This is a genomic window from Streptomyces sp. NPDC057287, from assembly GCF_042667905.1.
GTDB lineage: Bacteria > Actinomycetota > Actinomycetes > Streptomycetales > Streptomycetaceae > Streptomyces.
This window is the reverse complement of the sequence record NZ_JBHUYV010000006.1, coordinates 175,465-201,494: the sequence shown is the minus strand read 5'-3', so window position 1 is coordinate 201,494 and position 26,030 is coordinate 175,465. Positions and strand designations below refer to the sequence as shown.

The following is a 26,030-nucleotide window of genomic DNA, read 5'->3' as shown; positions in this document are numbered from 1 at the left end:
CGAAAGCAAAGGGCCGGGCGAGGGGCCGGGCGGCCGGCGGGCGGCGCTGATCACCCGCCGGCTGCCGGTGCCCCCTCCTCGCCGCCGGGCCGCCCGTCCTCCGCGGGCCCGGCGAACGCCTTCCGGCTGTGCACGAGCAGCTCCCGCAACGCCGGGTTGTTCGTGCTCCTCCACACCAGCGCGAGCAGCGCCGGCGTCTCGACGTCCTCGATGAGGCGTGCGGTGAGCCGGTCGCCGTAGGCCGCCGACATCGACGCGCTGAGGACGGCGACCCCGAGACCGCGGGCGGCGAGGTCCGCGACGGCGTCCGCCGCGCCGGCCTGCAGTGCGATCACGGGCCGGAGGCCCTGGGCGGCGCAGGCACGGTCGAGCAGCGTACGCAGACCGGTGCCGGGCGGCATGGAGATGAGGTGCCGGCCGGTCAGGTCCGCCAGGACGACCCGCTCCTGCCGCGCGAGGGGGTCCTCGTCCGGAACCAGTACGACGAGCCGGTCGCTGACGACCGTCAGGGCCTCCAGCCCTTCGGGGGTGGGAGCAGCGGTCCCGATCAGGGCCAGGTCGACCGCTCCGGTGCGGACCTCCTCCACGAGCCGGTCGGAGTTGTCCTCCAGCAGCGAGATCCCGACCCCGGGGTGCGCCCGGTGGAACGCCGCGAGGGCGTCGAACAGCGGGGTGACGGTGCAGCCGATGACCATCCCGACGGTGAGCCGGCCACGGATCAGCTCGGTCACCTCACCCACCGCCCGGCCCACCGACGCGGCTGCGGCCAGCGCGGCACGGGCGGGCTCGAGCGCGGCCTTCCCGGCGACGGTGAGGGCGGCGGTGCGCGAGGACCGGTCGAACAGCTCGGCGCCGAGCTCCCGTTCCAGCCGGCGGATCTGGGCGCTGACACCGGACTGGCTGATGTGCACGCGCTCGGCCGCCCTGGTGAAGTTCTGCTCCTCGGCGACGGCGACGAAGTATTCCAGCTGCCTCAGTTCCATGACCCTGGATTCTAATTTCCAGCAGAACCATCTGTTGGACTTCTGGAACATGCCTGGCCACGCTGGAAGGACAGGAACCCGCACCAGGAGGAACCATGCCCGACCACGAGAAGGCTCTGCGCCCCGAGGACATCACCCGCCTGTTCGTCGAGCGGTCCAACGCCGGTGACGCGGCCGGGGTCGCCGCGCTCTACGAGGAGGGGGCGGTGCTGGCCTACCCGCCGGGCGAGATGACGGTGGGGCGGGAGGCGATCCGCGCGCTGTGGGAGAAGGTGCTGGCCAACCGTCCGCACTTCGAGCACGAGCAGCCCCTGCCGACTCTGGTCAGCGGCGACATCGCCCTGACGTCGACCCCGCCGAAGGACGGAGCCGGGGCCCGCGCCCAGGTCGTCCGGCGCCAGTCGGACGGAAGCTGGCTGCGGGTGCTCGACCAGCCCGAGTTCGTCCCGCCCGGGCGCTGAGCCGTCAGCCCAGTGCGTCGTCGAGGAGAGCCGCCCACTGGCTGACGACTCTCTCCCGGCGTGCCGTGTCGTCCGTCAGGACGTTGGCGAGGCCCAGACCCCGGGCCATGTCGAGCAGACCCTGCACGGTCTCGCGCACCCCGGGGCGGGTCTCGTCCGCGCGCAGCAGTTCCACGGCGATGCGGTGGGTCTCGCGGCCCACGCGCGCTTCGAGTTCGGTGACGCGGGGCCTCAGCTGGGCTTCGTTCGACGCGGCTACCCAGAGCTGGAGCGCGGCGCGGAAGAGCGGCCCCGTGTAGAGGTCGACCAGGGCGGCGACCACCGCCGTGCGGCCCTGGACGGGCAGGGCGCGCAGGGCGGCGGAGCGCTCCTCGGCGACGTATTCGACGGCGCCGGTGAAGAGGTCCTCGCGGGTCGGGAAGTGGTGCTGGGCGGCGCCCCGGGAGACCCCGGCGCGCTCCGCGACGACCGAGACCGTGGAGCCCGCCCAGCCGTGTTGGGCGAGGCAGGCGACCGCGGCTTCGAGCAGCCGTTGGCGGGTGGCGCGGCTGCGGTCCTGCTTGGGCGACTTCGCGGCGGGGGTTCTGGGGGGTGTCACAGCACCCATGAGGGATCCCGTCGTTCCAGGAAGGCCGTCATCCCCTCCCGTGCGGCGTCGGAGGCGAAGAGCGCTGCCGAGCGGGCGATGAGGTCTTCGGCGTGACTGTCGAAACTCTCCAGCACAGTAGCCGTGACCAGCTCCTTCGAGGCGGTCAGCCCCTGGGGCGACGCTCTGCGCAGTCCGTCGAGTACCGGTACGAGCGCCTTGTCCACATCCTCTCCGGCGATGCTCACGAGGCCGATGCGCTCCGCCTCCGCCGCGTCGAAGCGTTCGCCGGTCAGGTAGTAGCGGGTGGCGGCACGCGGGTCGAGCCGTGGCAGCAGGGGCAGGGAGATGACGGCGGGGGCGAGGCCCAGGCGGGACTCGGTGAGGGCGAAGGTGGCGTCCGGTCCTGCCGCCGAGATGTCGCAGGCACCCAGGAGCCCGAGCCCGCCGGCCCGGACGTGCCCGGTGACCCGCGCGACGACGGGTTTGGGCAGGGCGACGATCGCCCGCATCAGGCCGACGAAGGCCGCCGGTTCGGGTGGTGCGGTCAGGTCGGCGCCCGCGCAGAAGGTGGTGCCGGTGTGGGTGAGGACGACGGCCCGCACGGTGTCGTCGGCCGCGCAGCCGGCCAGGGCCTCGGCGAGTTCGCCGACGAGCCGGGCGGAGATCGCGTTGCGGTTGGCCGGGGAGTCGAGGGTGAGGGTGGTGATGCCCCGGTCGTGGGTCGGGGGTGCCAGGGTCATCGCGGCTTCTCCCGGTCGCGCAGCTCGCGCCGCAGGATCTTGCCGGACACCGCGCGCGGTACGGCCTCGATGAATTCGGCCCGTCTGACCTTCTTGTACGGGGAGACGCGGTCGGCGACGTAGGCGATGACGTCCTCCTCGGTGAGGTCCTCCGTGCCGGGCCGGCGGACCAGGTAGGCCTTGGGGACCTCGTTGCCTTCGGCGTCGTAGACCCCGATGACGGCGGCGTCGACGATCGAGGGGTGGGTGAGGAGCAGGGCCTCCAGGTCGGCGGGGGCGACCTGGTAGCCCTTGTACTTGATCAGTTCCTTGACCCGGTCGACGACGTACAGCCAGCCGTTCCTGTCGGCCCGGCCGACGTCCCCGGTGTGCAGCCAGCCGTCGGCGTCGATCATGGCTTCGGTGGCGTCGGGCCGGCCCAGGTAGCCCTTCATCACCTGGGGGCCGCGGATGAGGATCTCCCCGTCGGTGCCGCTGCCGACGTCGATGCCGGGGTCGGTGAGCGAGACGATCCGCATCTCCGTGCCGGGCAGCAGCTTTCCGACGGTGCCGGGCGGCGGGTTCTCCGCGTCGAGGGGCACGACATGGGTGCCGGGCGAGAGTTCCGTCATCCCGTAGGCCTGCCGTACGGCGGGGACGCCGAGCCTGGCGGAGCAGGCCGCAGCGAGCTCGGCGTCCAGGGGCGCGGCGGCGCTGACGATGTACTCCAGGGACGAGAGGTCGTAGTCGCCGACGAGCGGGTGCTTGGCGAGGGCCAGGACGATGGGCGGGGCGACGTACAGCCCGGTGATGCGGTGGGTCTGGATCGTCTCCAGGAACTGGGCGAGGTCGAAGCGGGGCAGGACGACGACCGTGGCCCCGTAGCGCAGCGGGCCGTTCATGAGGGCGGTGAGCCCGTAGATGTGGAAGAAGGGCAGCACGGCCAGGATGCGGTCGCGCTCGCCGAGGGGGACGAAGGGCCGCAACTGCTCCAGGTTGGTGGCGATGGAGCGGTGGGTGAGCATGACGCCCTTGGGGGTGCCGGTGGTGCCCGAGGAGTAGGGGAGGACGGCGATGTCCTCGGCCGGGTCGAAGGCGATCTCGGGTTCGGGGGCCGTGGAGCCCAGCATGTCGAGGACGGAGGTGTGGCCCTCGGCCTGGTCGCAGACGTAGATCTCCTCGATCCCGCCCGCGAGTTCGGCGGCCCGGCGGGCGGTGTCCAGGAGTGGGGAGACGGTGACGATCCAGCGGGCCGCCGAGTCCTGGAGCTGTTTGGCGAACTCCTCGGGGGTGGCGAGGGGGTGGATGGTGGTGACGGTGGCGCCGGCCCGGGTGGCCCCGTAGAAGACGGGCGGGTAGGCGATCGTGTTGGGGCTGTGCAGGGCGAGGACGTCTCCCTTGCGCAGCCCCGCGGCGGCGAGGTACGCGGCGATGCGCCGGTGGAAGGCGTCGAGCTGGCCGTAGGTGACGGTCATCCCGTTGGTCCCGTCGATCAGGGCCGGGGTGTCACCGAACTCCGCGGCCCTGCCGAGGACGGCTTCGTGGATGGGTGTTTCGAGGGGCGGAACGTCTGCGTACTCGCTGTGGAACACCATGGCGGTCCCCTTCGACGCGGGTGGGAGAGCCAGAATCGCCCCTGCGGGGGCGGATGGGGAGACCCGGGACAAGGCCGAACATGTCAGTACGACTTCGGCAGGCCCAGGGTCTGGTGGGAGACGTAGTTCAGGATCATTTCCCGGCTGACGGGTGCGATGCGGGAGACGCGCGCGGCGGTGATGAGCGAGGCGAGTCCGTACTCGCGGGTCAGGCCGTTGCCGCCGAGGGTGTGGACGGCCTGGTCGACGGCCCTGACGCAGGCTTCCGCGGCGGCGTACTTCGCCATGTTCGCGGCCTCGCCCGCCCCGATGTCGTCGCCCTCGTCGTAGAGCCGGGCGGCCTTCTGCATCATCAGGCGGGACAGTTCCAGCTCTATGTGCGCCTGGGCGAGCGGGTGGGCGATGGCCTGGTGGGCGCCGATGGGCGCGCCCTTCCAGACGGTGCGGGTCTTCGCGTAGTCGACGGCCCGTTCGAGGGCGTACCGGCCCATGCCGATGGAGAAGGCGGCGCCCATGATGCGTTCCGGGTTGAGTCCGGCGAAGAGCTGGAGCAGGCCGGCGTCCTCTCCCCCACTCCCGGCTTCGCCCGAGCGGGAGGGGCCCCCACCGACGAGCGCGTCGGCGGGCAGCCGTACGTCGTCGAGGACGAGCTCGAACTGCTTCTCGGCCGCCTGGAGTTCCATGTCGATCTGCGTGCGGGTGAAGCCCGGGGTGTCGCGGGGGACGATGAAGAGGCAGGGCTTGAGGCTGCCGGACTTCGCGTCCTCGGTCCGGCCGACGATCAGGGTGGCGTCGGAGATGTCGACGCCGGAGATGAAGACCTTGCGGCCGCTGAGGATCCACCCGTCCCCGTCCCCGTCGCGGCGCGCGGTGGTGGTGATGCGGTGGGAGTTGGAGCCGGCGTCGGGCTCGGTGATGCCGAACGACATGGTCAGGGAGCCGTCGGAGAGGCCGGGGAGCCAGGCCCGCTTCTGGGCGTCGGTACCGAAGCGGGCGATGACGGTGCCGCAGATCGCCGGGGAGACGACCATCATGAGCAGGGGGCTGCCGGCCGCGCCCAGCTCCTCCAGGACGATGGAGAGTTCGGCCATGCCGCCTCCCCCGCCGCCGTACTCCTCGGGGAGGTTGACCCCGAGGTAGCCGAGCTTGCCCGCCGCCTCCCACAGCTCTCGGGGGTGCTCGCCCCTGCGTGCCAGGTCGGTGGTGTAGGCGCGGCCGAAGCGCTTGCCGAGGGCGGCGACCGCGGCGCGGAGGGCCTGGTGCTCTTCGGTTTCGAGGACGGTGCTCATGATGTCGTCTCCTCCTGGTGCGCGGATGCGTCGGATGCGGGGGCGTCCTGTACGACGGCGAGCAGAGCGCCGACCTCGACCTGGAGTCCGGGGGCGGCGTGGAGCGCGGTGAGGGTGCCGGAGGCGGGGGCGAGGATGCGGTGTTCCATCTTCATCGCCTCCAGCCAGATCAGCGGCTGCCCCGCCTCGACGGGCGCGCCCTTGGCGAGTCCGTCGGCGAGACGGACGACGGTGCCGGGCATGGGGGCGAGCAGGGAGCCGGGTTCGGTGCGTTCGGCGGGGTCGGTGAAGCGGGGCAGTGCGGTGAAGGTGTGTGCTCCGGTGGCCGTGTCCACGTGGACGCGGTCGCCGTGCGCGGTGACGGTGAAGTGCCGGGTCACCCCGCCGGTCTCGAGGGTGACGGCTCCGGGGCGGGCGGCGAGGACCCGCTCGCCGGTCCCGGGGGCGGGGGTGCCGTCCCGGCCCGTGCGGTAGGCGATCTCGTACTCGGCCCCGTCGGGCTCGCTGCGGTAGCGCCTGGTCTGCGGCTGCGAGGCGAGGTTGCGCCAGGCGCCGAAGCGGGCGGGGCCGGGGAGCACGGCTCCCGAGGTGCTGACCGCTGCCGCGAGCGCGGCCGCCGTGGCGGCGAGGCGGCGGGCGTCGTCGTCGCCGGGGGCTCCGGTCGCCGTGAGGGCGGCCAGGTGCCGGTCGTAGAAGCCGGTGTCGAGGCGCCCCGCGGTGAAGTCGGGGTGGCGCAGGGAGCGTACGAGCAGCTCCCGGTTGGTGACCGGACCGTGGATGCGGGCGCGCTCCAGGGCCCGTGCGAGGAGGCGCACGGCCTCGGTGCGGGTGGGGGCGTGGGCGATGACCTTGGCCAGCATCGGGTCGTAGTGCACTCCGACGGTGTCACCGCCGGTGTATCCGGTGTCGAGGCGGATGCCGGGTTCCGCGGGCACGTCGAGTGTGAGCAGTGCTCCGGTCTGCGGCTGCCAGTCACGGGCCGGGTCCTCGGCGTAGAGCCGGGCCTCGACGGCGTGTCCGGCGGGCTGCGGGGGCGCGGCGGAGGGCAGCGCTCCGCCCTCCGCCACGCACAGCTGGAGTGCGACGAGGTCGAGGCCGAACACCGCTTCCGTCACCGGGTGTTCGACCTGGAGGCGGGTGTTCATCTCCAGGAAGTACGGGCGCCCCTCGGCCGACACGAGGAACTCGACGGTGCCCGCGCCCCGGTAGCCCACCGCCTGCGCCGCGGCGACCGCCGCCTCGTGCAGCATGCCGCGCAGCTCCACGTCGAGGCCGGGCGCGGGAGCCTCCTCGATCACCTTCTGGTGGCGGCGCTGGAGGGAGCAGTCACGGGTGCCGAGCGCCCACACCGTGCCCTGCCCGTCCGCCATGACCTGGACCTCGACATGGCGGCCCCGCTCCACGTAGGGCTCGGCGAAGACCTCGCCGTCCCCGAAGGCGGAGGCGGCCTCGGCGGAGGCGGCGGTCAGCTCCTCAGGGAGCGCGGAGAGCTCCCGGACGATCCGCATGCCGCGCCCGCCGCCGCCCGCCGCCGCCTTCAGCAGCAGGGGGAGGTCCGACGCGGTGGCGCTCCCCGGGTCGACGGGGGCGAGGAGGGGGACTCCCGCGGCGGCCATCAGCTCCTTGGCCCGGGTCTTGGAGGCCATCAGCTCGACGGCCTTGACCGGCGGCCCCACCCAGACGAGTCCCGCGTCCTGCACGGCACGGGCGAACCCGGCGTTCTCCGAGAGGAAGCCGTATCCGGGGTGCACGGCGTCGGCGCCGGCGGCGAGAGCGGCCGCGACCACGAGGTCGCCGCGCAGATACGTGTCGGCGGGTGCGGCCCCCGGCAGGCGTACGGCGGTGTCGGCCTCCCGCACGTGCAGGGCTCCGGCGTCCGCGTCCGAGTAGACGGCGACGGTGGAGATGCCCAGCTCACGGCAGGTGCGGAAGATCCGGCAGGCGATCTCGCCCCGGTTGGCGACAAGCAGTGCGGTGATCATCCTCTGCCTCACATCCGGAAGACGCCGAAGCCGCGCGCGCCTTCGACCGGTGCCGTGTGGATCGCGGACAGGCACATCCCGAGGACGGTCCTGGTGTCGCGCGGGTCGATGACCCCGTCGTCGTACAGCCGCCCCGAGAGGAACATCGGCAGCGACTCCGACTCGATCTGCTGTTCCACCATGGCGCGCAGCCCGGCGTCGGCCTCGTCGTCGTAGGGCAGCCCCTTCGCGGCGGAGGAGGCGCGGGCGACGATCGAGAGGACGCCGGCGAGCTGCTGGGGGCCCATCACGGCGGACTTGCTGCTGGGCCAGGCGAAGAGGAAGCGGGGGTCGTAGGCGCGGCCGCACATGCCGTAGTGGCCGGCGCCGTAGGAGGCACCCATCAGCACGGACAGGTGCGGGACCCGGCTGTTGGACACGGCGTTGATCATCATCGCGCCGTGCTTGATGATGCCGCCCTGCTCGTACTCCCTGCCGACCATGTAGCCGGTGGTGTTGTGCAGGAAGAGGAGCGGGATGTCGCGCTGGTTGGCCAGCTGGATGAACTGCGCGGCCTTCTGCGACTCCTCGCTGAACAGCACGCCCTGTGCGTTGGCGAGGATGCCGACGGGGTAGCCGTGCAGGCGCGCCCAGCCCGTGACCAGGCTGGTCCCGTAGAGCGGCTTGAAGGCGTCGAAGTCCGAGCCGTCGACGAGCCGGGCGATGACCTCGCGGGGGTCGAAGGGGACCTTGAGGTCGCCGGGGACGATGCCGATCAGCTCGTCCTCGTCGTACTTCGGTGGCTCGGCCGGACCGGGATCGGGGTGCGCCTTGCGCCAGTTGAGCCGGGCGACGATCCGGCGGGCCTGGCGCAGCGCGTCGTGCTCGTCGACGGCGTAGTGGTCGGCGAGCCCGGAGGTGCGGGCGTGCATCTCGGCGCCGCCGAGCGATTCGTCGTCGCTCTCCTCGCCGGTGGCCATCTTCACCAGGGGCGGGCCGCCGAGGAAGACCTTGGACCTCTCCTTGATCATGACGGTGTGGTCGGACATCCCGGGGACGTACGCCCCGCCGGCCGTGGAGTTCCCGAACACCACCGCGACGGTGGGGATCCCGGCGGCGGACAGCCGGGTGAGGTCGCGGAAGAGGGCCCCGCCGGGGATGAAGATCTCCTTCTGCGAGGGCAGGTCAGCGCCCCCCGACTCCACCAGGGAGATGCAGGGGAGCCGGTTGGCGAAGGCGATCTCGTTGGCGCGCAGGGCCTTCTTCAGGGTCCAGGGGTTGGAGGCGCCACCGCGCACGGTCGGGTCGTTGGCGGTGATCAGGCATTCGACGCCCTCGACGATCCCGATCCCGGTGACGAGCGAGGCGCCGGTCGCGTAGTCGCTGCCCCAGGCGGCGAGCGGGGACAGCTCCAGGAAGGGCGTGTCCGGGTCGACGAGCAGCTCGATCCGCTCACGGGCGAGGAGCTTGCCGCGCCCGCGGTGGCGGGCCACGTACTTCTCGCCGCCGCCGGCCAGCGCCTTGGCGTGCTCGGTGTCCAGCTCGGCGAGCTTCGCGAGCATGGCCTCGCGGTGGGCACCGTATTCGGGCCCCGAGGTGTCGAGCGCGGTGGGCAGGACGGTCATGCGTTCACCTCCGGTTCGTCCAGGAGCTGTACGGGGACGGGGACGTGCCGGGACCGCAGCCACTCCCCCACCGCCTTGGCCTGCGGGTCGAAGCGCGCCTGCGCGGCGACGCCTTCGCCGAGGAGGCCGTGGACGGTGAAGTTGAGGGCCCGCAGCCGGGGCAGGACATGGCGCACGACGGTGAGTCCGGCGGTCTCCGGCAGCAGTTCCTCGAAGCGGGCGACGGTCAGTTCATGGGCCAGCCAGCGCCAGGCGTCGTCCGTGCGGACCCATACGCCGACGTTGGCGTCCCCGCCCTTGTCACCGCTGCGGGCGCCGGCGACACGGCCGAGGGGCGCGGTGCGGGTGGGTCCGGCAGGCAGCGGATCGGGCAGTTCCGGTTCCGCCACGTCCTCGATGTCCCGGTACGGGCCGGCCGTCGGGACGGCCGAACGCGACCCGTCCGGCAGGACGGCGACATGGGGGACGCTCCCGGCCGGTACGTACGCGGCCTCGAACACCCCGTACGGCGCGCCCTTCCCTGGCGGGGCGGTCACGTGGAAGCCGGGGTAGCTGCCGAGGGCCAGCTCGACGGCGGCCCCCGACACGGCGCGGCCGACCGCCTCCGGGTCCGGGTCGCGCACCACGAGCCGGAGCAGGGCGCTCGCGGTCTCCTCGGTGCCGGCGTCGGCCCGGTCGGTGCGGGCGAGTTCCCACGTCACCTCGGCCGGCTTCGAGCCGGCCCGGTCGAGGGCGTCGGCGAACTGGTCGCGTACGAGCCGGGACTTGGCCTCGATGTCGAGTCCGGTGAGCACGAAGACGACCTCGTTGCGCCACCCGCCGAGCCGGTTGAGCCCGACCTTCAGCGTGGGGGGCGGGGCCTCTCCGCGCACGCCGTCGATCCGCACCCGGTCGGGTCCGTCCTGCGTGAGCCGGACGGTGTCGAGCCGGGCGGTGACGTCGGGTCCCGCATAGCGGGCGCCGCCGGTCTCGTACAGCAGCTGCGCGGTGACGGTGCCGATGTCGACGACCCCGCCGGTGCCGTCGTGCTTGGTGATGACACTGCTGCCGTCCTCGTGGATCTCGGCGAGCGGGAACCCCGGGCGGCGGACGTCGTGGTCGCCGAAGAAGGCGTAGTTGCCACCGGTGGCCTGGGTCCCGCACTCCAGGACGTGCCCGGCGACGACCGCTCCGGCGAGCGCGTCGTGGGCGTCCGGCCCCCAGCCGAAGTGGGCGGCGGCGGGCCCGGTCACGAGGGCCGCGTCGGTGACCCGGCCGGTGACGACGATGTCGGCCCCCGCCCGCAGGCAGGCGGCGATGCCTCCGCCGCCGAGGTAGGCGTTGGCGGTGAGGAAGCCGTCGGGCACCGGGCGGCTGTCGCCTTCGACGTGCGCGACGCGCACGGGTACGCCCGTCCGGTCGGCCAGCTCCCGTACGGCGTCGGCGAGTCCGGCCGGATTGAGCCCGCCCGCGTTGGCGACGATCTTCACGCCCCGCTCGTGGGCGAGGCCCAGGCTCTCCTCCAGCTGTCTCAGGAAGGTCGTGGCGTATCCCCGCTTCGGGTCCTTGAGGCGGCTCCGGCCCAGGATCAGCATGGTCAGTTCGGCGAGGTAGTCGCCGGTGAGGACGTCCAGGGGGCCGTCGGTGAGCATGTCGCGCACGGCGTCGAAGCGGTCGCCGTAGAAGCCGGAGGCGTTGCCGATGCGCAGCGGCCGGGTCATCGGTCCGCCTTCGGGGGACGGCCGGGGCCGGCGGGTCCGGCGAAGGCCTGCGCGATGTCCAGCCACTGTCCGGCGTCCGCGCCCACCGCCTCGACGGCCAGGTCGTCGCGGTGGGCGCGCTGGGTGACGAGCAGGCAGAAGTCGAGGAGCGGCCCGGTGACCCGCTGGGCGGCGTCCTCGGGGCCGTACACGGTCAACCCGCCGTCCTCGGCGCGCAGTTCCACCCGGAACTGCCCGGCGGGCGGTTGCATGCCCCGGGCGAAGTAGGCGTAGTCCCGGGCCCGTACGCCGATCCTGGCGACGTGCCGCAGCCGGGCGGTGGGCTTCCTCGTCACGCCGAGGGCGTCGGCGATGTCCTGGCCGTGCGCCCAGGTCTCCATGAGCCGCGCGGTCGCCATCGAGGCGACGCTCATGGGCGGGCCGTACCAGGGCAGCTTCGTCCCCGCCGGCGCCGCACGAAGGGCCTCCTGGAGCCGGGCCCGTCCCTCCCGCCACTCCACGAGCAGCGCGTCGGGCGTCAGGGCGGTGACGGCCGCGTCGGCCGCCTCGTCGACGAAGGTCTCGGGAGCGGCCAGGGCTCTGTCGACCTCGGCGGCGAAGGCGTCGGGCTCGGTGGCGGCGACCAGGGCCACCTCGTCGGTCCAGTTGAGGTGGGCGATCTGGTGGGCGACGGTCCACCCCTGCGCGGGGGTCGGCGCGCTCCACTCGTGTGCGCTCAACCCGGCTACCAGCAGGTCGAGTTCGTCGCTCTCCTCACGCATGTCGTCGAGCACGGCGGCGGTCACGGCCGATGCGTCGGGCACGGTGCGCTCCCCTCGGGGCGTGGCGGTGTGCCCCGGAGCATGCCAGTGCCCCATAAAACAAGCAAGCATGCTTGCATGATTTTTTCGTCCCGGCCGCCGCCCCTCTCGCCTGGAACCCGAGGGGAGGCGGTTGGTCCGGCGGGCCGCGGGAGGACCGCCGGACCGACGCGTGACCGGACAACGTGGCAGGGAGGGCGGGGACCGCCCTCAGAGGACGGCGATGGCGTCCTCCACCGCCCGGCAGGTGGCATCGAGGTCGGCGTCCGACACGACGGCCGGGACGAACCAGCAGGCCATCCCGTAGGCGTTGGTGTGCACTCCGCGTTTGAGCAGTTCGTGCCGGAAGGCGTCGTACCGGCCTCCGTCCACGGTGAGGAGGTCCCGGTACTGCCGGGTGGGGGACCCGTCCGGGGTGAACACCACCTGGAACATGGCCCCGACGCCCTGCACGGCGCAGGGCACACGCCGGTCGTGTGCCGCGCGTCGCACCGTCTCCATGATCCTGCGGCCGGTCTCGTCGATCCGTTTGGTGACGGCGGGGTCGTTCAGCGCGCGGAGTGTCACGAGAGCGGCTGTGGCACACAGGGGCGACGCGTTGTAGGTGCCTCCGTGCTTCACCCGCCCGCTGGCCAGTGGTTCCATCACCTCCCGCCGGCCCGCGAATGCGGCGATCGGCAGGCCTCCGCCCAGCGCCTTGGAGTACACCGCGAGGTCCGGGATCACCCCGAAGAGCGCCTGGGCCCCGCCGGGGCCCGTCCGGAACCCGGTACAGACCTCGTCGAAGATCAGCACGAGGCCCCGTGCGGTGCACTCCTGCCGCAACAGGTCCAGGAAGCCCGGGTCGGGCATGGTGCAGGCGTTGTTGGCGACGATGGGTTCGCAGATGACGGCGGCGAGGTCCGGACGGGCGTCGAGGACGGCCCTGAAGGCGGCCGGGTCGTTCCACGGGCAGACGACCACGTCGTCGACGACACCCTGTGGGATGCCCGGTGAGTGGGGCACGGAATGCGGCGCGGCGTAGGGGCCGGCTTCGGAGGCGGTGGGCCGGTTCGAGACGGCGAGCGTGTCGGACCAGCCGTGATAGTGCCCTTCGAACTTGAGCACGGTGGACCGGCCGGTGTACCCGCGGGCGGCGCGTACCGCTCCCTGCACCGCCTCGCTTCCCGAGTTGGCGAAGCGGACCAGCTCTGCGCAGGGCACCATCCGGCAGATCAGTTCGGCGAGTTCGACCTCCGGCACGTTGCAGGTTCCGAACATCGTTCCCGTCCGGAGTACCTGGGTGAGGGCGTCCGTGAGGAGGGGGGACGCGTGCCCGAGGACGGCGCTGCCGTAGGAGACGAGATAGTCGATGTACTCGTTGCCGTCCACGTCCCGCACGCGCGCGCCCGACCCGCTGGTCATGTAGAGGGGGTAGGGGTGGGGTCCGGTGGAGGTCAGCCGGGCGGAGGAACTGATCCCGCCGGCCAGGGACGCCTGTGCGCGCTCGAACCAGGACCGGCTGCCGTCGGTACCGCCGAGCGCCGGGAAAACGCCATTCATCGCTGCTCCAGTTTGGGTGAGAGGGACGCGGGACACGCTCCGGGAGCCGATGTCCGGACACGGGTTCGCTGAGATGGGGTGTGCAACGTGACGGTGAGGACGGCTGTTGTCACGGGGGCGGGAAGCGGTGTGGGGCGGGCCTGTGCCCTGGGTCTGCTGGCGGACGGCTGGACGGTCGTCCTCACCGGGCGGCGCCACGCCCCCCTGGAGGAGACCGCGCGGCTCGCCCCCGGCCAGGACCGGGACCGGGCCGTCGCGGTCACTGCCGACATCACCGACCCGGTGGCGGTCGACGCTCTCTTCGGCACCGTGGAGGAGCGCTTCGGCCGGCTCGATCTGCTCTTCAACAACGCCGCGGACACCATGCCGTACACCCCCACCGAGGAGGTGCGGGTCGAGGACTGGAACCGCGTGATGGCGTCCATCGCGACCGGGACCTTCCTGTGCTCGCGCGCGGCCTTCCGGATGATGAAGGGGCAGTCGCCCCGAGGCGGCCGGATCATCAACAACGGTGCTCCTTCCGCCCAGACGCCCCGCCCCGACTCGGTGGCCTTCACTGCGGCCAAGCACGCCGTGGCGGGGCTGACCCGCTCCCTGTCGCTCGACGGGCGCCGCCACGACATCTCCTGCGGTCAGATCGACATCGGCAACGTGACTCCCGAGGACCGGCCGCAGCCCGCGGTACGCCAGGCCGACGGCTCGCTCCGGGCCGAGCCGACCATGGACATGCGGCACGTCGTGGACATGGTCCGGGCCATGGCCGCGTTACCCGCAGGGGTGAACATCCAGTCAGTCCTGGTGATGCCGAGTTCCATGCCGTACGTCGGCCGGGGATAGACCGGCGACGTAGGCGTTCACCCACCGGCCGGGCCCCAGCCGGCCTGCGTGCTGCCAGGCCAGCATCCGGTGCAGCCCGTCGAGATGAACCAGGCCGCTGCGGGACGTGAGCCCTTCGTAGTCCTGGCCGGGCACCGCTTCGGTGCTGAGGAAGCACGAGCGTGGTGGCGCGTCTGTCTGGCGTGCGAGTTTGAACGCGCAGAGCGGGTTGGTCTCCGCGTAGGAGGCCCCCAGCCCGGCGAGCCGGGATGCCGCCGCCGCCACCGTCAGGCCTGTCCTGGGGATCAGCTCCACGCCGCCGTCCTCCCCGAGATGCCAGGGCAGTACGACACCGAGCACCTCGGTGCCCTCCAGCAGCACACGGTGCCAGCGGCCGCCGAGAGCCCTGTGTGCGCTGTGGATGTGGGTCTCGGCCTCGTCGTTCGAGTTGGCGTCGTCGCCCTCGTGGTACGGGTGCTCCAGGCGGAAGCGGGCCATCATCGCGTCGAAGGTGACGGCCTCCAGCACCTTCATGCCGCCGTCCCCCAGCCCGTTGCCGAGTACTCGCGGAAGTGCCGCTCGTCGAAGAGGTCGGGCCGGCGCCCGGCCCCCAGCCCCCGCGCGCGGCCCACGGCCAGCACCGCCCGCCAGTACGGCTTGACCGGCGGCCAGAGCACACCCGTCCTGCAGTAGGACGCGTCGATCATGTACCGGCGGCTCCCGTCCGCCACCGGACCGGACGCGGCGCGTCTCGTGTGAAAAAGAGCCGAGTGCAGGAGGACGGTGGAACCCGGTGGCAGGTCGTCTATGACCACCTCACCCGGCTGTTGCGCCGTTCCCAGGTCACTCCACGCGTCCTTCTCCGCGACCTGTCTGTGAGATCCGGGGAGCACGGCCAGTGCCCCCATGCCGGGACGCAGCCCTCCGACGTAGTGCAGTGCGTGGATCATGGGGTGGTCCCGGTCCTTCTGCGGATGCTGCTCGTAGTCGTGGTGCCAGGGCTTGCCACCGCCTCCGGGCAGCCGCCGGTCGCTGTGGAGGTGGTGGAAGACGAAGGTCCGCCCCAGCAGGGGCTCCTCCTCGAGCAGCTCCAGCAGAGGTTCGTAGGACGCCAGTTCCCCGTGGGAGTCCATCTCCAGCTCCACCAGTGGCGGCGGAGCGCTGCCGGGGTCCGCGCACGCGTCGATGGATAACTGCCGCAGGCCGCGGTCGACCCATCGGTCGACTTCGGGCACGAGGCGCTCGATGAGGGACGCGGGGAGGAATCCGGGCAGGAGGAGGTAGCCGTTCTCGTGGAACCGGGCCAGCTGCACATCAAGGTCCAGGATGTCGATCATGCAAAACCCCCAGTATTCACCGAGATGCAAACAAAAGGCACTGTCGGGTGTCCGAGGCTTTCTATCCCACGGGCTCACGTCGCACGCCTGACGCTCCGACAATGGCCAAAGCCGGGTCATGTGGCCGGAACGGCGGCGAGGAACGCCTGTGCCGGTGACCGAGGATCGAACGGACCACCCGCGCCACAGCTCGCCCGAGGCGCACCGACACCGGTCAGCCGACGGCGGGCGCCCGGTAGCCGGGGACGGAGGGCCAGCGCACCGTCAGCACCACGGACTCCTCCTCCGCGTACCAGGAGTGGTCGACGCCCCGGCCCCAGACGGCGTAGTCGCCCTGGCGTTCCAGCACCACGTGGCGCTCGGGGAACTCCAGCCGGAAGCGGCCGCTGATGAGCACGAGCAGCGCCGTGCGCTCCTCCCCCCTCACCCACGCGGCCCGTTCGTCGCCCCGGGGGTGGACACCCCACTTGATCTCCAGGGCCTCACTGTGGCGCGGGCCGGAGGGGTCCTTGAAGTGGCCCAGCAGCCACCCGTGGTCCAGGGCGGCGTCCGCCGCCGCATGCCCCACGTACACACCGTCGCCCATGAGCCGGAACGTAACAGGCGACCGACGCTTCATGTCCCGCGTGCCCTCGCACGACTCCCGTTACCACCCTGCCCTACGTAGGGCAGGGTGGTAAATTGACATCATGATAAAGACGACCGTGTACCTCCCGGAGGAGCTGGAAGTACGGCTGGACGCCGAAGCGTCCGCCACCGGAATCAGCAAGGCGGAGCTCATCAGGCGGGGCATCGCTCTGCTCCTCGACCACGCGGAACGGCCCAAGCGGAGCGACAAGCTCCCGGTCTTCGACAGCGGGCACCCCCTCACACCCGAGGCCATGGACGACGCGGTGTACGCACACATCAAGGAACGAGCGGCGCGCCGTTGATCATCGTCGCCGACACCTCCGCCCTCTACGCGGCCTTCGACTCCGCACAGCCGGAGCACTCCGGTGCGGCGAAGGTTCTCGCCGACGAGACGCTGGCCATTTCCCCGCTGGTCGTCACGGAGCTGGACCACCTCGTACACCGGGACCTCGGTTTCCCGGCCACCATGCAGGTGATGGAAGCCCTCAACTCGCGCTTGGCGGACGGCCAGTACAGGCTCGCCGACCTGAAGCCCATCGACCTGAGAGCGGCGCACGAGGTGCGCCTCACGTACGCAGGGCTTCGGCTGGACCTCGCGGACGCGGTCGGCGTCGTCCTCGCCGACCGCTACAGGACCGACCGCATCTTCACTCTCGACCAGCGCGACTTCCGGGCGATCACACCGCTGACACCGGGCCTGTCCGCGTTCCGGATCCTCCCGGTCGACGGCTGAACCACACCGCGCCGCTACTCCGCGCGGTCGCCCTCGGCCTGCGAGGGTTCCGTCCTGGGGACGTCGGGGTGGGTCTCGGAGACCCGGCCGCGCTCCGTCGGCTCGTCGCGTTCGCCCTCGGCCTGGGAGGGGGTGTGGGAGTACAGCCCGGCGTACTCATCGGTTTCCTTGGTGGCTCCCATGCGTGGGCCTCCTTCCTTCATTCCCTTCCATCGTGCTCCTCGCGCCGGTTCCCGGCGCGGTGACTCCTGCGCCGGGAACCGTCGACGAGGCCAAGGGGCCTCGTCACTGCCCCTTCGACGCCGCCTCGGCCATCTTCGCCGTGGTGCTGGCACCGTCCAGCGCCTCGCGGATGATGTCGGCGTGGCCGCTGTGGTGGGCGATCTCGCGGAAGATGTGCCACAGGACGCGGCGGACGGTCCAGACGACCGGCTCCGGGGGCGACCAGGGGTACGAGGGCAGCGTGACCTCGCGGTCGAGGTCGGCCTCCTCGCGCACCGTACGGTCGAACGCGGCCGCCGCCGCGTGGAAGGCCTCCAGCAGCCCTGGCACCGTCTCGCCGTCGGTCATCCGGTTGCCGTCGGGGTCGAGGTCCGCCCAGTCGACCTTGGCGGGGGCGGTGCCCTCGACGACGTCGAGCCAGCTGCGCTGCACGAGTCCGAGGTGCTTCAGGAGCCCGCCGAGGGTCAGCTCGCTGACGGTCGTCCGGGCGCGGGCACCGGCGTCGTCGAGCTCCGCGACGGTGAAGAGAAAGTTGGTGCGCTGATCGGTCACGAGGGCGAGCAGATCGTCGCGTTCCGGCATGTGTTCCTCCAGGTCGGCCATCGCGACCACCCTAGGATCGGACGCCCGGCCGCGCAGGAGAACGGACGGACGCCCGGCGCACCGGGCTCACCGTTTCCGGGCGCGCCGCCCCTGGCTGCGCACCGCGCCGATGCTCGCCCCGATGACCAGGGCGATGGCCAGGGCGTCCGTCGCGGAGAGGGCCTGGTCGAGGATGAGGAAGCCCGCCGTGGCGGCGATGGCCGGTTCGAGGCTCATCAGGACCGCGAAGGTGGGCGCGGGCAGCCTGCGCAGGGCCATCAGTTCGAGGGTGTAGGGAAGGACCGAGCTGAGCAGCGCCACGGCGATGCCCAGGCCCAGCGTGGAGGGGACCAGCAGCTTCGAACCGGCTTCCATGATGCCGAGGGGCAGCGAGAGCGCCGCGGCCACGACCATCGCGAGGGCCAGCCCGTCCGCCTGCGGGAAGCGGCGTCCGGTGCGGGCGCTGAAGATGATGTACGCCGCCCACATGGCGCCGGCGCCCAGGGCGTACGCCGCCCCGACCGGATCCAGCTGGTCGAAGCCCCCGCCGCTGAGCAGGACGACGCCCCCGAGGGCCAGCGCCGCCCACACGAGGTTGACCAGCCGTCGCGAGGCGACGACGGAGAGCACCAGCGGGCCCAGCACCTCGAGAGTGACGGCCGCACCCAGCGGAATGCGGTCGACGGCCTGATAGAAGAGCATGTTCATGCCGCCCATCGCGACACCGAAGGCGACCACGGTGCCCCAGTCGGCGCGCGAGTGGCCCCGAAGCTTCGGCCTGCAGACGACCAGCAGGATGAGGGCGGCGGCGGCGAGACGCAGGGTGACGACGCCGAGCGCGCCCGCCTTCGGCATCAGGAGGACGGCGACCGCCGCGCCGAACTGCACGGAGAGGCCGCCCGCCACCACCAGCGCGACCGGACCGAGTGCGGCGCCGCGACGAGCCGGGCCGCCGCCCGGCTCCTGGAGCGCGGTCACCGCCTCGGGGACGGCGACGGCTGCGGCCGACTCTGTGGCAACGCGGGGGTCGTTCACCGGACACCTTTTCTTCAGTTCACTAGAGTGCACTTTCCGGTCCACAGTACGGCACCGGCCGCGAGGGTCTCACGTCCTCACCGTAGAGACCCGCGCGCCTCCCGTGAAATGCCCATTGCGCTCCCGTTATGCTCCGGCGGCATGAGGACTGGACAGGACACCGGGACCGGCGGGCGCGGCATCGAGGTCCGACATCTGCGCGCCTTCCTCGCCATCGCCGACGAGGGCAGCGTCACCCGCGCCGCCGCCCGGCTCCGGGTCACCCAGCCCGTCGTCTCCCGCACGCTCGCCGCCCTCGAACGCCATCTGGGCGTCCGGCTCGTCGACCGGTCCACGCATCACCTCGCCCTCACCCCCGAGGGCGTCGCCTTCCGCGACAAGGCCGCAGCGGCGGTCGGCGCCTTCGACGAGGCCATCGACCCGGGCCGACTGCGCCACTGGCCGCTGCGCCTGGGCCACGCGTGGTCCGCGTTCGGTCCGTACACCACACCGCTGCTGCGGACGTGGCAGCAGCGCCACCCCGGGACCCCGCTCGAACTGCTCCGCATCGACGACCGCACGGCCGGCCTCACCCGGGGCGAGGTGGACGCGGCGCTGCTGCGGGGCCCGGTGGACACCCCGGGGCTCGTCACCGAGGTGCTGTTCACGGAGGACCGGGTGGCCGCCGTCGCCGCCGACGGCCCGCTCGCCGCCCGCGCCTCGCTGTCCCTGGCCGATCTGACCGGCGACGCCGTCGTCCTGAACACCGTCTCGGGCACCACCACGCTCGCCCTGTGGCCCCCGCACGACCGGCCCGCGGCCACCCTCACCGTCGCCAACACCGACGACTGGCTCACCGCCGTCGCGGCGGGACGGGGCAGCGGGGTCTCGGGGGCCTCCACCGCCGGGATGCACCCGCACGCCGGGGTCGCCTACGTGCCGCTGACCGACGCGCCGCCCCTGCCCGTCCTGCTGGCCCGCCGGGACGGGCCGGGCCATCCGGCGCTGCCCCATCTGGTGACGCTCGCCCGGGAGATCGTGGCGCGGGAACAGCGGGAGCCCCCGGGAAATTCCACCCGGTGACGGGGAATGAAGCCCGGACGTACGGGAGTTGGGAGCCGTGTACCGATCGGGTCGATCATTCCAGGGGGCACCACATGACGGACACCGGCGACACCATCACCGTGCACGGCACGGTCACGGCCGGCTTCGAGGGCGTACGGGACGAGTTCGCCGCCGTACTCGCGGCGGACCACACGGAGCCCGGAAGCCAGCTCGCGGTGTACCACCACGGCCGGCTGGTCGTGGACCTGTGGGCGGGGGAGGGCATCGCCGGGGACTCGCTGCCCGCCGTGTACTCCTCCACCAAGGGCGCCGCCCACCTCGTCCTGGCCCTGCTCGTCCAGGACGGAGCCATCGACCCCGAGCGCACGGTGGCGTCGTACTGGCCGGAGTTCGCCGCCGAGGGGAAGGGCGAACTGACCGTCCGTGAGCTGGTGTCGCACCGCGCCGGGCTGGTCTGGTCGGACGGCGGGTTCGGCATCCCGGACCTGGCCGACGACCGGGTCCTCGCCGGCCGGCTGGCCGGTCAGCGGCCCCACTGGGCCCCGGGGACGGCGTTCGGCTACCACGCGCTGGTGATCGGCGCCCTCACCGGTGAGGTGGTCCGCCGGGTCACCGGGCGGTCGATCCAGGAGATCTTCGAGGAGCGGGTGCGCGCTCCGTACGGGCTGGACCTCCACCTGGGCCTGCCCGAGGAGCTCGAATCCCGGTACGTGCCCGTCCGCCCCGGTGTCGCCACACCCGAGCAGGCCGCCGAGTCCGCGGCGAACCCGCTGGACCTGGAGAGCCTGATGGCGGTCGCGTTCGGCTTCGCGTCCGACCCGCCGCTCGACGTCGTGGCTCTTCCCAACACCCGCGAGGTGCGCGCACTCGGCCCCGCTTCGGTCGGCGGAGTGGGATCGGCGCGCGGGCTCGCGGGGATGTACGCGGCGGCGATCTCGGAGGTGGACGGCCGGGCGCCCCTGCTCCGGCCGGAGACCCTGGCCGAGGTGGGCAGGGTGCGGTGGAAGGGGACCGACCTGGTGACCGGCGTGGCCGACGCCTTCGCCTTCGGCTTCGAGGCGTCCCCCGGCTACTACCCGGCCCTGGGCGAGGGCGCGTTCGGCCACTCGGGGGCCGCCGGCTCGCAGGCCTACGCCGACCCCGTCAACGGTGTGGCCTACGGCTACACCCGTCGCCGCTTCGCCCTCCCCGGCGGTGCCGCCCCGGAGAACGAGCGGCTGTCGGCGGCGGTGAGCGAGGCAGTCGCGAAGCTCTGAGCCCCTGAGGCCGGGCCCGCCGAGGCCAGTCCCGTCACTCCGGGACAGCCCTCAGTCGAGCCCTTCCGCCAGGACCTCGGCGAGGTGCCGGGCCCGGCGGCCCGCCAGCTGCTCCAGCTGGGTGCGGCAGGAGAAGCCGTCGGCCAGCAGCTCCGTGCCGGGTTCCGCCGCCCGCACGGACGGCAGGAGCTGATCCTCCGCGCAGGCCACGGAGACCTCCCAGTGGCCCTTCTCGAAGCCGAAGTTGCCGGCCAGTCCGCAGCAGCCTCCGCTCAGCTCGCCGGTCAGCCCTGCCTTCTCGCGGAGCCTGCGCTCGGCCGCGTCGCCGAGCACGGCGTGCTGGTGGCAGTGGGTCTGGCCGGCGACCCGCCGGTCCAGGCGGGGCGGCGTCCACTCGGGGGCGTACTCCTCCAGGTACTGGGCCAGGGTGCGGACGGAACCGGCGAGTCCGGCGGCGCGCGGGTCGTCGGGGAGGAGCTCCGGCAGGTCCGTCCGGAGCGCGGCGGCGCAGCTCGGCTCCAGGACGACGAGCGGCCGGCCGAGGAGCGGGCCCATCCGGTCCAGGGTGCGCCGCATGACGGAGCGGGCCGCGTCGAGGCGGCCCGTCGACACGTAGGTGAGGCCGCAGCAGACACCGGGGGCGGGCAACACCGGGGTCCGGCCCGCCGCCTCCAGGACCCGGACCGCCGCCCGGCCGACCTCGGGCGAGAGGTGGTCGGTGAAGGTGTCGGGCCAGAGGACGACGGCCGGCCCGGCCTCCGGTGCCCCGCGGGTCCCGGCCCACGCCCGGAACGTGCGACGTGCCAGGACGGGGAGCGTCCGCCGCGGGTCGATCCCGGCGAGCCGCTTGGCGAGGGCGGCGGGCAGGCGCATCCGTGCCAGGGCGTTGAGCGCGCCCGCGAAGGGGGCCGCCATCCGCAGCCATCGCGGGAGCCCGCCCATGGCGTAGTGCGCGGCCGGGCGCAGGCGGCCCCGGTAGTGGTGGTGGAGGAACTCCGCCTTGTACGTGGCCATGTCGACGCCGACCGGGCAGTCGGTGCGGCAGCCCTTGCAGGACAGGCAGAGGTCGAGCGCGTCCCGTACCTCGGTGGACCGCCAGCCGTCCGTGATCACCTCCCCGGCGAGCATCTCGTGGAGCAGCCGGGCGCGGCCCCGGGTGGAGTGGGCCTCCTCGCCCGTCGCCCGGAAGGACGGGCACATGACGTCCGGACCGGGCTGCGCCGTCCGGCACTTGGCGACGCCGACACAGCGGCGTACGGCGGCCGAGAAGTCGCCCCCGTCGTTCGGGTAGCCGAAGGCGACGTCCACGGGGCGGCCGGGGAGGACGGCGAAGCGGAGGTTCTCGTCGAGCCGTGCGGGGCGGGCGAGGATGCCCGGGTTGAGGTCGCCGTCCGGGTCCCAGAGGTCCTTGAAGCGGGTGAACAGGCCGACCATCTCGTCCCCGTACATCCGGGGCAGGAGTTCGGCCCGCGCCTGCCCGTCGCCGTGTTCGCCGCTGAGCGAGCCGCCGTGCGCCACGACGAGGTCCGCCTGGTCCTCGGAGAAGCGGCGGAAGCGGGCCACTCCCGGCTCGCTCAGCAGGTCGAAGTCGATGCGCACGTGGATGCAGCCCTCGCCGAAGTGCCCGTACGGGGTGCCGCGCAGGCCGTGTTCGGTGAGCAGGGCCCGGAAGTCGCGGAGGTACGGGCCGAGCCGCGCGGGCGGTACGGCGCAGTCCTCCCAGCCGGGCCACGCCTCGGTGCCGTCCGGCATCCGGGTGGCGGTGCCGGCGGCGTCCTCGCGGATGCGCCACAGGGTCCGCATCGCGGCGGGGTCGGTGACGACGGTGCCGTCGAGGGCGTCGGCGGCGCGCAGGATCCGGGTCGCCCGGTCACGGGCCTCGGCGGGTGCGGCTCCGCCCGTCTCGACGAACAGCCAGGCCGCGCCGCGCGGCAGCCCGGCCGGTTCGCGTACGAGGTCGGCGGCCATGCCCTCGACGGTGAGCGGGCCGTACGGGAGGAGGCCGGGGGCGGCCTCGGCGGCGGCCGCCTCGTCGGCGTACCCGAGGACGGCGAGCGCGCGGGCGCGGGGCACCTCGACGAGGGAGACGGTCGCCTCGGTGACCACGGCGAGCGTGCCCTCGCTGCCGCAGAGGGCCCGGGCGGGGTCCGGTCCGTGCTCGGGGAGCAGCGCGTCGAGGGCGTAGCCGGAGATACGGCGCGGGAGCGCGGGGAAGCCGGTGCGCAGGAGGGCGAGGTGGGAGGCGGCGAACTCGTGGAGGCCGGGCGGCGCGTCGGGCAGTCCGCGGCCGATGTGGAGGGCCTCGCCTCCCCCGTAGCGCACGACGCGCAGGCTCCGGACGTTGTCGGCGGTGGTGCCCCAGGCCACGGAGTGCGAACCGCAGGAGTTGTTGCCGATCATGCCGCCGAGTGTGCAGCGGCTGTGGGTGGAGGGGTCGGGGCCGAACGTCAGCCCGTGCGGGGCGGCGGCGGCCCGCAGGTCGTCCAGGACGACGCCGGGCTGGACGACGGCGGTGCGGGAGACGGGGTCCAGCTCCAGGATCCGCCGCATGTGGCGGGTGAAGTCCAGGACGACGCCGGTGCCGGTGGCCTGGCCGGCGATGGAGGTGCCTCCGCCCCGGGGGACGACCGGCGTGGCGTGCTCCCGGCAGACGCGGAGGGTCTCCGCGACGTCCGCCGCGTCGTGGGGCGCCACGACCGCCTGCGGGACGCGGCGGTAGTTCGACGCGTCCATGGTCGTCAGCGCGCGGGCGGCCGCGCCGGACTCCACCTCGCCCCGGACGGCCCGGGCGAGGTGACGGGTGAGGTCGGCGTGCGGGTTGGCCATGCGGCCAGCATGCCGGTCCTGGAGGCCGGGGCGGGCCTCCGGCACCGGCCGGGCGGGGCGCGCGGCGCCGTGGCGGCCCGCCCGGCCCCGCGCGAGGTTCCGTCCTGGTTCCGTCCTGGTTCCGTCCTCAGGTGCCGGACGAGCCGGATCCGCCGGACGGGGCGACCGGGGCGGCCCTACCTGCGGTCACTTCGCGCAGACCGCCTTGTCCGCCTCCACGCGCTGGATGTCCTCCGGCGCCTTGCTGGGTGCCGAGAGCGGGCTGCCCGCCTCCGTGAAGTCCGGCCCCAGGGTCAGCTTCATCGGTTCCATCTCACCCGCGTCCGTCGTCGTCGGCTTCAGGGCCGAGGCGGAGAGGCCCATCATGTCGGCCAGCCGACGGGCCTGGTCCGCCTGGTTGGGGGCGTAGACGAGGGTGGTCTTCTTGACGTTCTCCGGCGCGTTGGCCTGGTTCGTGGACTTCAGCACGTTCTCTTCGTTCTGCAGCCAGTCCAGGGCGTTCTGCGCGGAGCCGGCGGGGGCGCCGCCGTTGTAGACGTCGACCCGCACGTCCGCCGCGTCGGCCATCTCGCCCTTGAGCTTGGCGGCGTCCGCGGCCTTGGCCGCGGCCTTCTCCTTCTTCTCCACCGCGGTGAAGGACACGTCCTCGCGCATCATCGAGAAGACCTGCGGGGCCTTGGACTTGTCGAGGATGACGGTGGCCTTGTCGTTCGGGTTGTCCAGCACCGGGACCGTGGTGAACGTGATGTTCTTCGGGTCGACCGAGGCAAGCTCCATGCCCAGCTTCCGGAGCTGGTTGATGTCGTCGATCTTGTCGTCGACGGTGAGGGCCTTGGTGGCGGCCTCCGCGAGCGACCACATCTTGGTGGGGCTGGTCAGGGTGTCGTTGGACTTGAGCTTGCGCATCAGCGAGCCCAGGAACTGCTGCTGGATCTCGATGCGGCTCAGGTCGCTGCCGAAGCCGACGGAGTGCCGGGTGCGCAGGAAGGCCAGGGCCTGCTCGCCCTGGATGGTGTGCTCGCCCTGGGAGAGCTTGAGGTGCGAGTCCTTGTCGTCGATGTCCTTGGCGAGGCAGACGTCCACACCGTCGACGGCGGTCGTCAGGGACTTGACGGCATTGAAGTCGGCCACCATGAAGTGGTCGACCTTCAGGCCGGTGAGCTCGGTGACGGTCCGCATGGTGCAGCTGGGCGTGCGGTCGGACTGCCCGAGGCTGGTGTTGAAACGCCCGCCGTTGGTCGCGGGGATGTCCTTCTCGGAGCCGTCCTCCATGGTGGTCGGACAGTTCGGGATGTCCGTTATCAGGTCGCGCGGGATGCTCAGCGCGGTCGCGTTCGTGCGGTCCTTGGAGACGTGGAACAGGATGTTGGTGTCGGCGTGGCCGACACTGCCCGCGTCCCCGTAGCCCTCGTTGCCGCTGCCGGTCCGCTTGTCGGTCCCGATCACCAGGACGTTGATCGCCCGGTCCTTGCTGAAGCCGCCCGTGCCGGCACCGTCGGTGGAGACGGAGGTGATGTTGCCGTTGAAGTGCTGGTACACGAAGTAGCCCGTGGTGCCGACACCCACCAGCAGGAAGGCGAGCACGCCGCCCGTCCACACCAGGGCCTTCTTCTTCCCGGACTTCCTGGGCTTCGCCTTGCGCCGCCCGGCGGCCGGTGCTGCCGCCCGGCTCCCCTGCTTCTTCGGCTCGTCCCGGTCCCCGCGTCCGCCTCCGGCGCCCCGGCGTCCGCCGCGTTGGCCGGGCACGGCGGCCCGGTCGCCGGACGGCGCCGCCTCCGGCTTCGGCCTGCGGCGCTGTCCCGACGCCGTTCTGGTGTCGGAGGTACCGGCCGCTGCGGATGATCGCCCTGGGGAAGGGGTCAGTCGCAGTTCGTAATCACCGGTGTCGGGGTTGAGTACCCACTGGTCTGCGGGGTCGATGCCCTCGTCCCGCCCACGGCCTTGCGCGTCCACGGTTGCCTGCGTCCTCCGTCGGGGCCACGCGGCGCCTCCCCCTTCAAGGCGCGCGGTGTGTCTTACGGCAGTGCCGACCTGGCAGATCGGCTGCACCGGAGCGCTCACACTAGCTGGCCACCGGCCCACGAGCGACGATCGTGATAAATCAAGCATCACAGAGGGGGCATAACGCCACATTCGCCACTACTTACCCGCCCGGCCCACCTGTTGAGTCGCGGAATTCGGGCCGCCGGACGCAACCGGAATCGGTTCGAGCCAGATTTCATACAGAAGTGGCCACAAGGAATCCCCAAACAAGTCGCCAATTCTCCTATAGTTGCCGTGACTTG

General features: G+C 72.6%; 24 protein-coding genes. 6 read left to right on the top strand and 18 right to left on the bottom strand.

Going from position 1 to position 26,030, the window contains the following annotated elements:
* Nucleotides 1-50 precede the first annotated feature (50 nt).
* Nucleotides 51-983 (bottom strand): LysR family transcriptional regulator, encoded by a 933-nt coding sequence (locus tag ACFUNE_RS13860; protein ID WP_383566096.1) that lies wholly within the window; start codon nt 981-983, stop codon nt 51-53.
* A 95-nt stretch (nt 984-1,078) separates the two neighbouring features.
* On the opposite strand from ACFUNE_RS13860, the gene ACFUNE_RS13855 reads away from it, so the two are divergent.
* The gene (locus ACFUNE_RS13855; protein WP_383566093.1) at nt 1,079-1,444 is read left to right on the top strand and encodes a YybH family protein; all 366 of its coding nucleotides are present in this window, start codon (nt 1,079-1,081) and stop codon (nt 1,442-1,444) included.
* 4 nt (nt 1,445-1,448) lie between these two features.
* On the opposite strand, the gene ACFUNE_RS13850 is transcribed toward ACFUNE_RS13855, so the two are convergent.
* From ACFUNE_RS13850 to ACFUNE_RS13810, 9 genes are all read right to left on the bottom strand, one after another.
* Nucleotides 1,449-2,051, bottom strand: a complete 603-nt coding sequence (locus ACFUNE_RS13850) for a TetR/AcrR family transcriptional regulator (RefSeq protein WP_383566091.1) — start codon at nt 2,049-2,051, stop codon at nt 1,449-1,451.
* Nucleotides 2,039-2,773 (bottom strand): enoyl-CoA hydratase family protein, encoded by a 735-nt coding sequence (locus ACFUNE_RS13845; RefSeq protein WP_383566088.1) that lies wholly within the window; start codon nt 2,771-2,773, stop codon nt 2,039-2,041. Before ACFUNE_RS13845 ends, ACFUNE_RS13850 begins: the two co-directional genes overlap by 13 nt.
* The gene (locus ACFUNE_RS13840; protein WP_383566085.1) at nt 2,770-4,347 is read right to left on the bottom strand and encodes a 4-coumarate--CoA ligase family protein; all 1,578 of its coding nucleotides are present in this window, start codon (nt 4,345-4,347) and stop codon (nt 2,770-2,772) included. Before ACFUNE_RS13840 ends, ACFUNE_RS13845 begins: the two co-directional genes overlap by 4 nt.
* 83 nt (nt 4,348-4,430) lie before the next feature.
* On the bottom strand, nt 4,431-5,636 hold the full coding sequence (locus ACFUNE_RS13835; protein WP_383566082.1) for an acyl-CoA dehydrogenase family protein: 1,206 nt from the start codon (nt 5,634-5,636) through the stop codon (nt 4,431-4,433).
* Nucleotides 5,633-7,618 carry an acetyl/propionyl/methylcrotonyl-CoA carboxylase subunit alpha gene (locus tag ACFUNE_RS13830; protein ID WP_383566079.1) on the bottom strand — a complete coding sequence of 662 codons (1,986 nt, stop codon included), beginning with the start codon at nt 7,616-7,618 and terminating at the stop codon, nt 5,633-5,635. The genes ACFUNE_RS13835 and ACFUNE_RS13830 overlap by 4 nt, the downstream gene beginning before the upstream one ends.
* Before the next feature lie 8 nt (nt 7,619-7,626).
* Entirely contained in the window at nt 7,627-9,222 is a 1,596-nt protein-coding gene (locus ACFUNE_RS13825) for an acyl-CoA carboxylase subunit beta (protein WP_383566076.1), read from the bottom strand.
* The gene (locus tag ACFUNE_RS13820) at nt 9,219-10,922 is read right to left on the bottom strand and encodes an acyclic terpene utilization AtuA family protein (protein WP_383566073.1); all 1,704 of its coding nucleotides are present in this window, start codon (nt 10,920-10,922) and stop codon (nt 9,219-9,221) included. The genes ACFUNE_RS13825 and ACFUNE_RS13820 overlap by 4 nt, the downstream gene beginning before the upstream one ends.
* On the bottom strand, nt 10,919-11,725 hold the full coding sequence (locus tag ACFUNE_RS13815; protein ID WP_383566070.1) for a TIGR03084 family metal-binding protein: 807 nt from the start codon (nt 11,723-11,725) through the stop codon (nt 10,919-10,921). Before ACFUNE_RS13815 ends, ACFUNE_RS13820 begins: the two co-directional genes overlap by 4 nt.
* A 207-nt stretch (nt 11,726-11,932) precedes the next feature.
* Nucleotides 11,933-13,264, bottom strand: coding sequence for an aspartate aminotransferase family protein (locus tag ACFUNE_RS13810; RefSeq protein ID WP_383566067.1), 1,332 nt, complete (start codon nt 13,262-13,264; stop codon nt 11,933-11,935).
* A gap of 87 nt (nt 13,265-13,351) precedes the next feature.
* Between ACFUNE_RS13810 and ACFUNE_RS13805 the strand changes: the two genes are divergently transcribed.
* Nucleotides 13,352-14,101, top strand: a complete 750-nt coding sequence (locus ACFUNE_RS13805) for an SDR family oxidoreductase (protein WP_383566064.1) — start codon at nt 13,352-13,354, stop codon at nt 14,099-14,101.
* On the opposite strand, the gene ACFUNE_RS13800 is transcribed toward ACFUNE_RS13805, so the two are convergent.
* The 3 genes from ACFUNE_RS13800 to ACFUNE_RS13790 form a co-directional block, all read right to left on the bottom strand.
* Complete coding sequence (locus tag ACFUNE_RS13800; RefSeq protein WP_383566061.1) at nt 14,054-14,614, bottom strand: DUF6309 family protein; 561 nt, start codon at nt 14,612-14,614, stop codon at nt 14,054-14,056. The two genes, ACFUNE_RS13805 and ACFUNE_RS13800, sit on opposite strands and share 48 nt — an antisense overlap.
* The gene (locus ACFUNE_RS13795) at nt 14,611-15,417 is read right to left on the bottom strand and encodes a phytanoyl-CoA dioxygenase family protein (RefSeq protein ID WP_383566058.1); all 807 of its coding nucleotides are present in this window, start codon (nt 15,415-15,417) and stop codon (nt 14,611-14,613) included. Before ACFUNE_RS13795 ends, ACFUNE_RS13800 begins: the two co-directional genes overlap by 4 nt.
* Before the next feature lie 214 nt (nt 15,418-15,631).
* The gene (locus ACFUNE_RS13790) at nt 15,632-16,003 is read right to left on the bottom strand and encodes a signal peptidase I (protein ID WP_383566055.1); all 372 of its coding nucleotides are present in this window, start codon (nt 16,001-16,003) and stop codon (nt 15,632-15,634) included.
* A gap of 103 nt (nt 16,004-16,106) precedes the next feature.
* On the opposite strand from ACFUNE_RS13790, the gene ACFUNE_RS13785 reads away from it, so the two are divergent.
* Nucleotides 16,107-16,349 (top strand): ribbon-helix-helix domain-containing protein, encoded by a 243-nt coding sequence (locus ACFUNE_RS13785; RefSeq protein ID WP_383566053.1) that lies wholly within the window; start codon nt 16,107-16,109, stop codon nt 16,347-16,349.
* Complete coding sequence (locus ACFUNE_RS13780) at nt 16,346-16,780, top strand: PIN domain-containing protein (RefSeq protein ID WP_383566051.1); 435 nt, start codon at nt 16,346-16,348, stop codon at nt 16,778-16,780. Before ACFUNE_RS13785 ends, ACFUNE_RS13780 begins: the two co-directional genes overlap by 4 nt.
* Nucleotides 16,781-16,794: 14 nt before the next feature.
* Here the strand turns inward: ACFUNE_RS13780 and ACFUNE_RS13775 are convergent, their stop codons facing one another.
* From ACFUNE_RS13775 to ACFUNE_RS13765, 3 genes are all read right to left on the bottom strand, one after another.
* Complete coding sequence (locus ACFUNE_RS13775) at nt 16,795-16,962, bottom strand: hypothetical protein (protein WP_383566049.1); 168 nt, start codon at nt 16,960-16,962, stop codon at nt 16,795-16,797.
* A gap of 103 nt (nt 16,963-17,065) precedes the next feature.
* On the bottom strand, nt 17,066-17,584 hold the full coding sequence (locus ACFUNE_RS13770) for a DUF664 domain-containing protein (RefSeq protein ID WP_383566732.1): 519 nt from the start codon (nt 17,582-17,584) through the stop codon (nt 17,066-17,068).
* An 87-nt stretch (nt 17,585-17,671) separates the two neighbouring features.
* Nucleotides 17,672-18,619, bottom strand: a complete 948-nt coding sequence (locus ACFUNE_RS13765; protein ID WP_383566047.1) for a DMT family transporter — start codon at nt 18,617-18,619, stop codon at nt 17,672-17,674.
* A 141-nt stretch (nt 18,620-18,760) separates the two neighbouring features.
* Here ACFUNE_RS13765 and ACFUNE_RS13760 point away from each other — a divergent pair, with 141 nt between their 5' ends.
* Together ACFUNE_RS13760 and ACFUNE_RS13755 are read left to right on the top strand one after the other, a co-directional pair.
* Nucleotides 18,761-19,681, top strand: coding sequence for a LysR family transcriptional regulator (locus ACFUNE_RS13760; protein WP_383566045.1), 921 nt, complete (start codon nt 18,761-18,763; stop codon nt 19,679-19,681).
* 74 nt (nt 19,682-19,755) lie between these two features.
* Nucleotides 19,756-20,919, top strand: a complete 1,164-nt coding sequence (locus tag ACFUNE_RS13755) for a serine hydrolase domain-containing protein (RefSeq protein ID WP_383566043.1) — start codon at nt 19,756-19,758, stop codon at nt 20,917-20,919.
* Nucleotides 20,920-20,970: 51 nt separating this feature from the next.
* Here ACFUNE_RS13755 and ACFUNE_RS13750 read toward each other — a convergent pair whose 3' ends face one another.
* Both ACFUNE_RS13750 and ACFUNE_RS13745 read right to left on the bottom strand, forming a co-directional pair.
* Nucleotides 20,971-23,745, bottom strand: coding sequence for an FAD-binding and (Fe-S)-binding domain-containing protein (locus ACFUNE_RS13750; protein WP_383566041.1), 2,775 nt, complete (start codon nt 23,743-23,745; stop codon nt 20,971-20,973).
* 186 nt (nt 23,746-23,931) lie between these two features.
* Nucleotides 23,932-25,698 (bottom strand): LCP family protein, encoded by a 1,767-nt coding sequence (locus ACFUNE_RS13745; RefSeq protein WP_383566039.1) that lies wholly within the window; start codon nt 25,696-25,698, stop codon nt 23,932-23,934.
* Nucleotides 25,699-26,030 lie beyond the last annotated feature (332 nt).

Bases quoted from the DNA above. Each gene is read 5' to 3' on its own strand.
- ACFUNE_RS13860 (WP_383566096.1), bottom strand. From the start codon at position 983: ATGGAACTGAGGCAGCTGGAATACTTCGTCGCCGTCGCCGAGGAGCAG.
- ACFUNE_RS13855 (WP_383566093.1), top strand. From the start codon at position 1,079: ATGCCCGACCACGAGAAGGCTCTGCGCCCCGAGGACATCACCCGCCTG.
- ACFUNE_RS13850 (WP_383566091.1), bottom strand. From the start codon at position 2,051: ATGGGTGCTGTGACACCCCCCAGAACCCCCGCCGCGAAGTCGCCCAAG.
- ACFUNE_RS13845 (WP_383566088.1), bottom strand. From the start codon at position 2,773: ATGACCCTGGCACCCCCGACCCACGACCGGGGCATCACCACCCTCACC.
- ACFUNE_RS13840 (WP_383566085.1), bottom strand. From the start codon at position 4,347: ATGGTGTTCCACAGCGAGTACGCAGACGTTCCGCCCCTCGAAACACCC.
- ACFUNE_RS13835 (WP_383566082.1), bottom strand. From the start codon at position 5,636: ATGAGCACCGTCCTCGAAACCGAAGAGCACCAGGCCCTCCGCGCCGCG.
- ACFUNE_RS13830 (WP_383566079.1), bottom strand. From the start codon at position 7,618: ATGATCACCGCACTGCTTGTCGCCAACCGGGGCGAGATCGCCTGCCGG.
- ACFUNE_RS13825 (WP_383566076.1), bottom strand. From the start codon at position 9,222: ATGACCGTCCTGCCCACCGCGCTCGACACCTCGGGGCCCGAATACGGT.
- ACFUNE_RS13820 (WP_383566073.1), bottom strand. From the start codon at position 10,922: ATGACCCGGCCGCTGCGCATCGGCAACGCCTCCGGCTTCTACGGCGAC.
- ACFUNE_RS13810 (WP_383566067.1), bottom strand. From the start codon at position 13,264: ATGAATGGCGTTTTCCCGGCGCTCGGCGGTACCGACGGCAGCCGGTCC.
- ACFUNE_RS13800 (WP_383566061.1), bottom strand. From the start codon at position 14,614: ATGAAGGTGCTGGAGGCCGTCACCTTCGACGCGATGATGGCCCGCTTC.
- ACFUNE_RS13795 (WP_383566058.1), bottom strand. From the start codon at position 15,417: ATGATCGACATCCTGGACCTTGATGTGCAGCTGGCCCGGTTCCACGAG.
- ACFUNE_RS13790 (WP_383566055.1), bottom strand. From the start codon at position 16,003: ATGGGCGACGGTGTGTACGTGGGGCATGCGGCGGCGGACGCCGCCCTG.
- ACFUNE_RS13785 (WP_383566053.1), top strand. From the start codon at position 16,107: ATGATAAAGACGACCGTGTACCTCCCGGAGGAGCTGGAAGTACGGCTG.
- ACFUNE_RS13775 (WP_383566049.1), bottom strand. From the start codon at position 16,962: ATGGGAGCCACCAAGGAAACCGATGAGTACGCCGGGCTGTACTCCCAC.
- ACFUNE_RS13770 (WP_383566732.1), bottom strand. From the start codon at position 17,584: ATGCCGGAACGCGACGATCTGCTCGCCCTCGTGACCGATCAGCGCACC.
- ACFUNE_RS13760 (WP_383566045.1), top strand. From the start codon at position 18,761: ATGAGGACTGGACAGGACACCGGGACCGGCGGGCGCGGCATCGAGGTC.
- ACFUNE_RS13755 (WP_383566043.1), top strand. From the start codon at position 19,756: ATGACGGACACCGGCGACACCATCACCGTGCACGGCACGGTCACGGCC.
- ACFUNE_RS13750 (WP_383566041.1), bottom strand. From the start codon at position 23,745: ATGGCCAACCCGCACGCCGACCTCACCCGTCACCTCGCCCGGGCCGTC.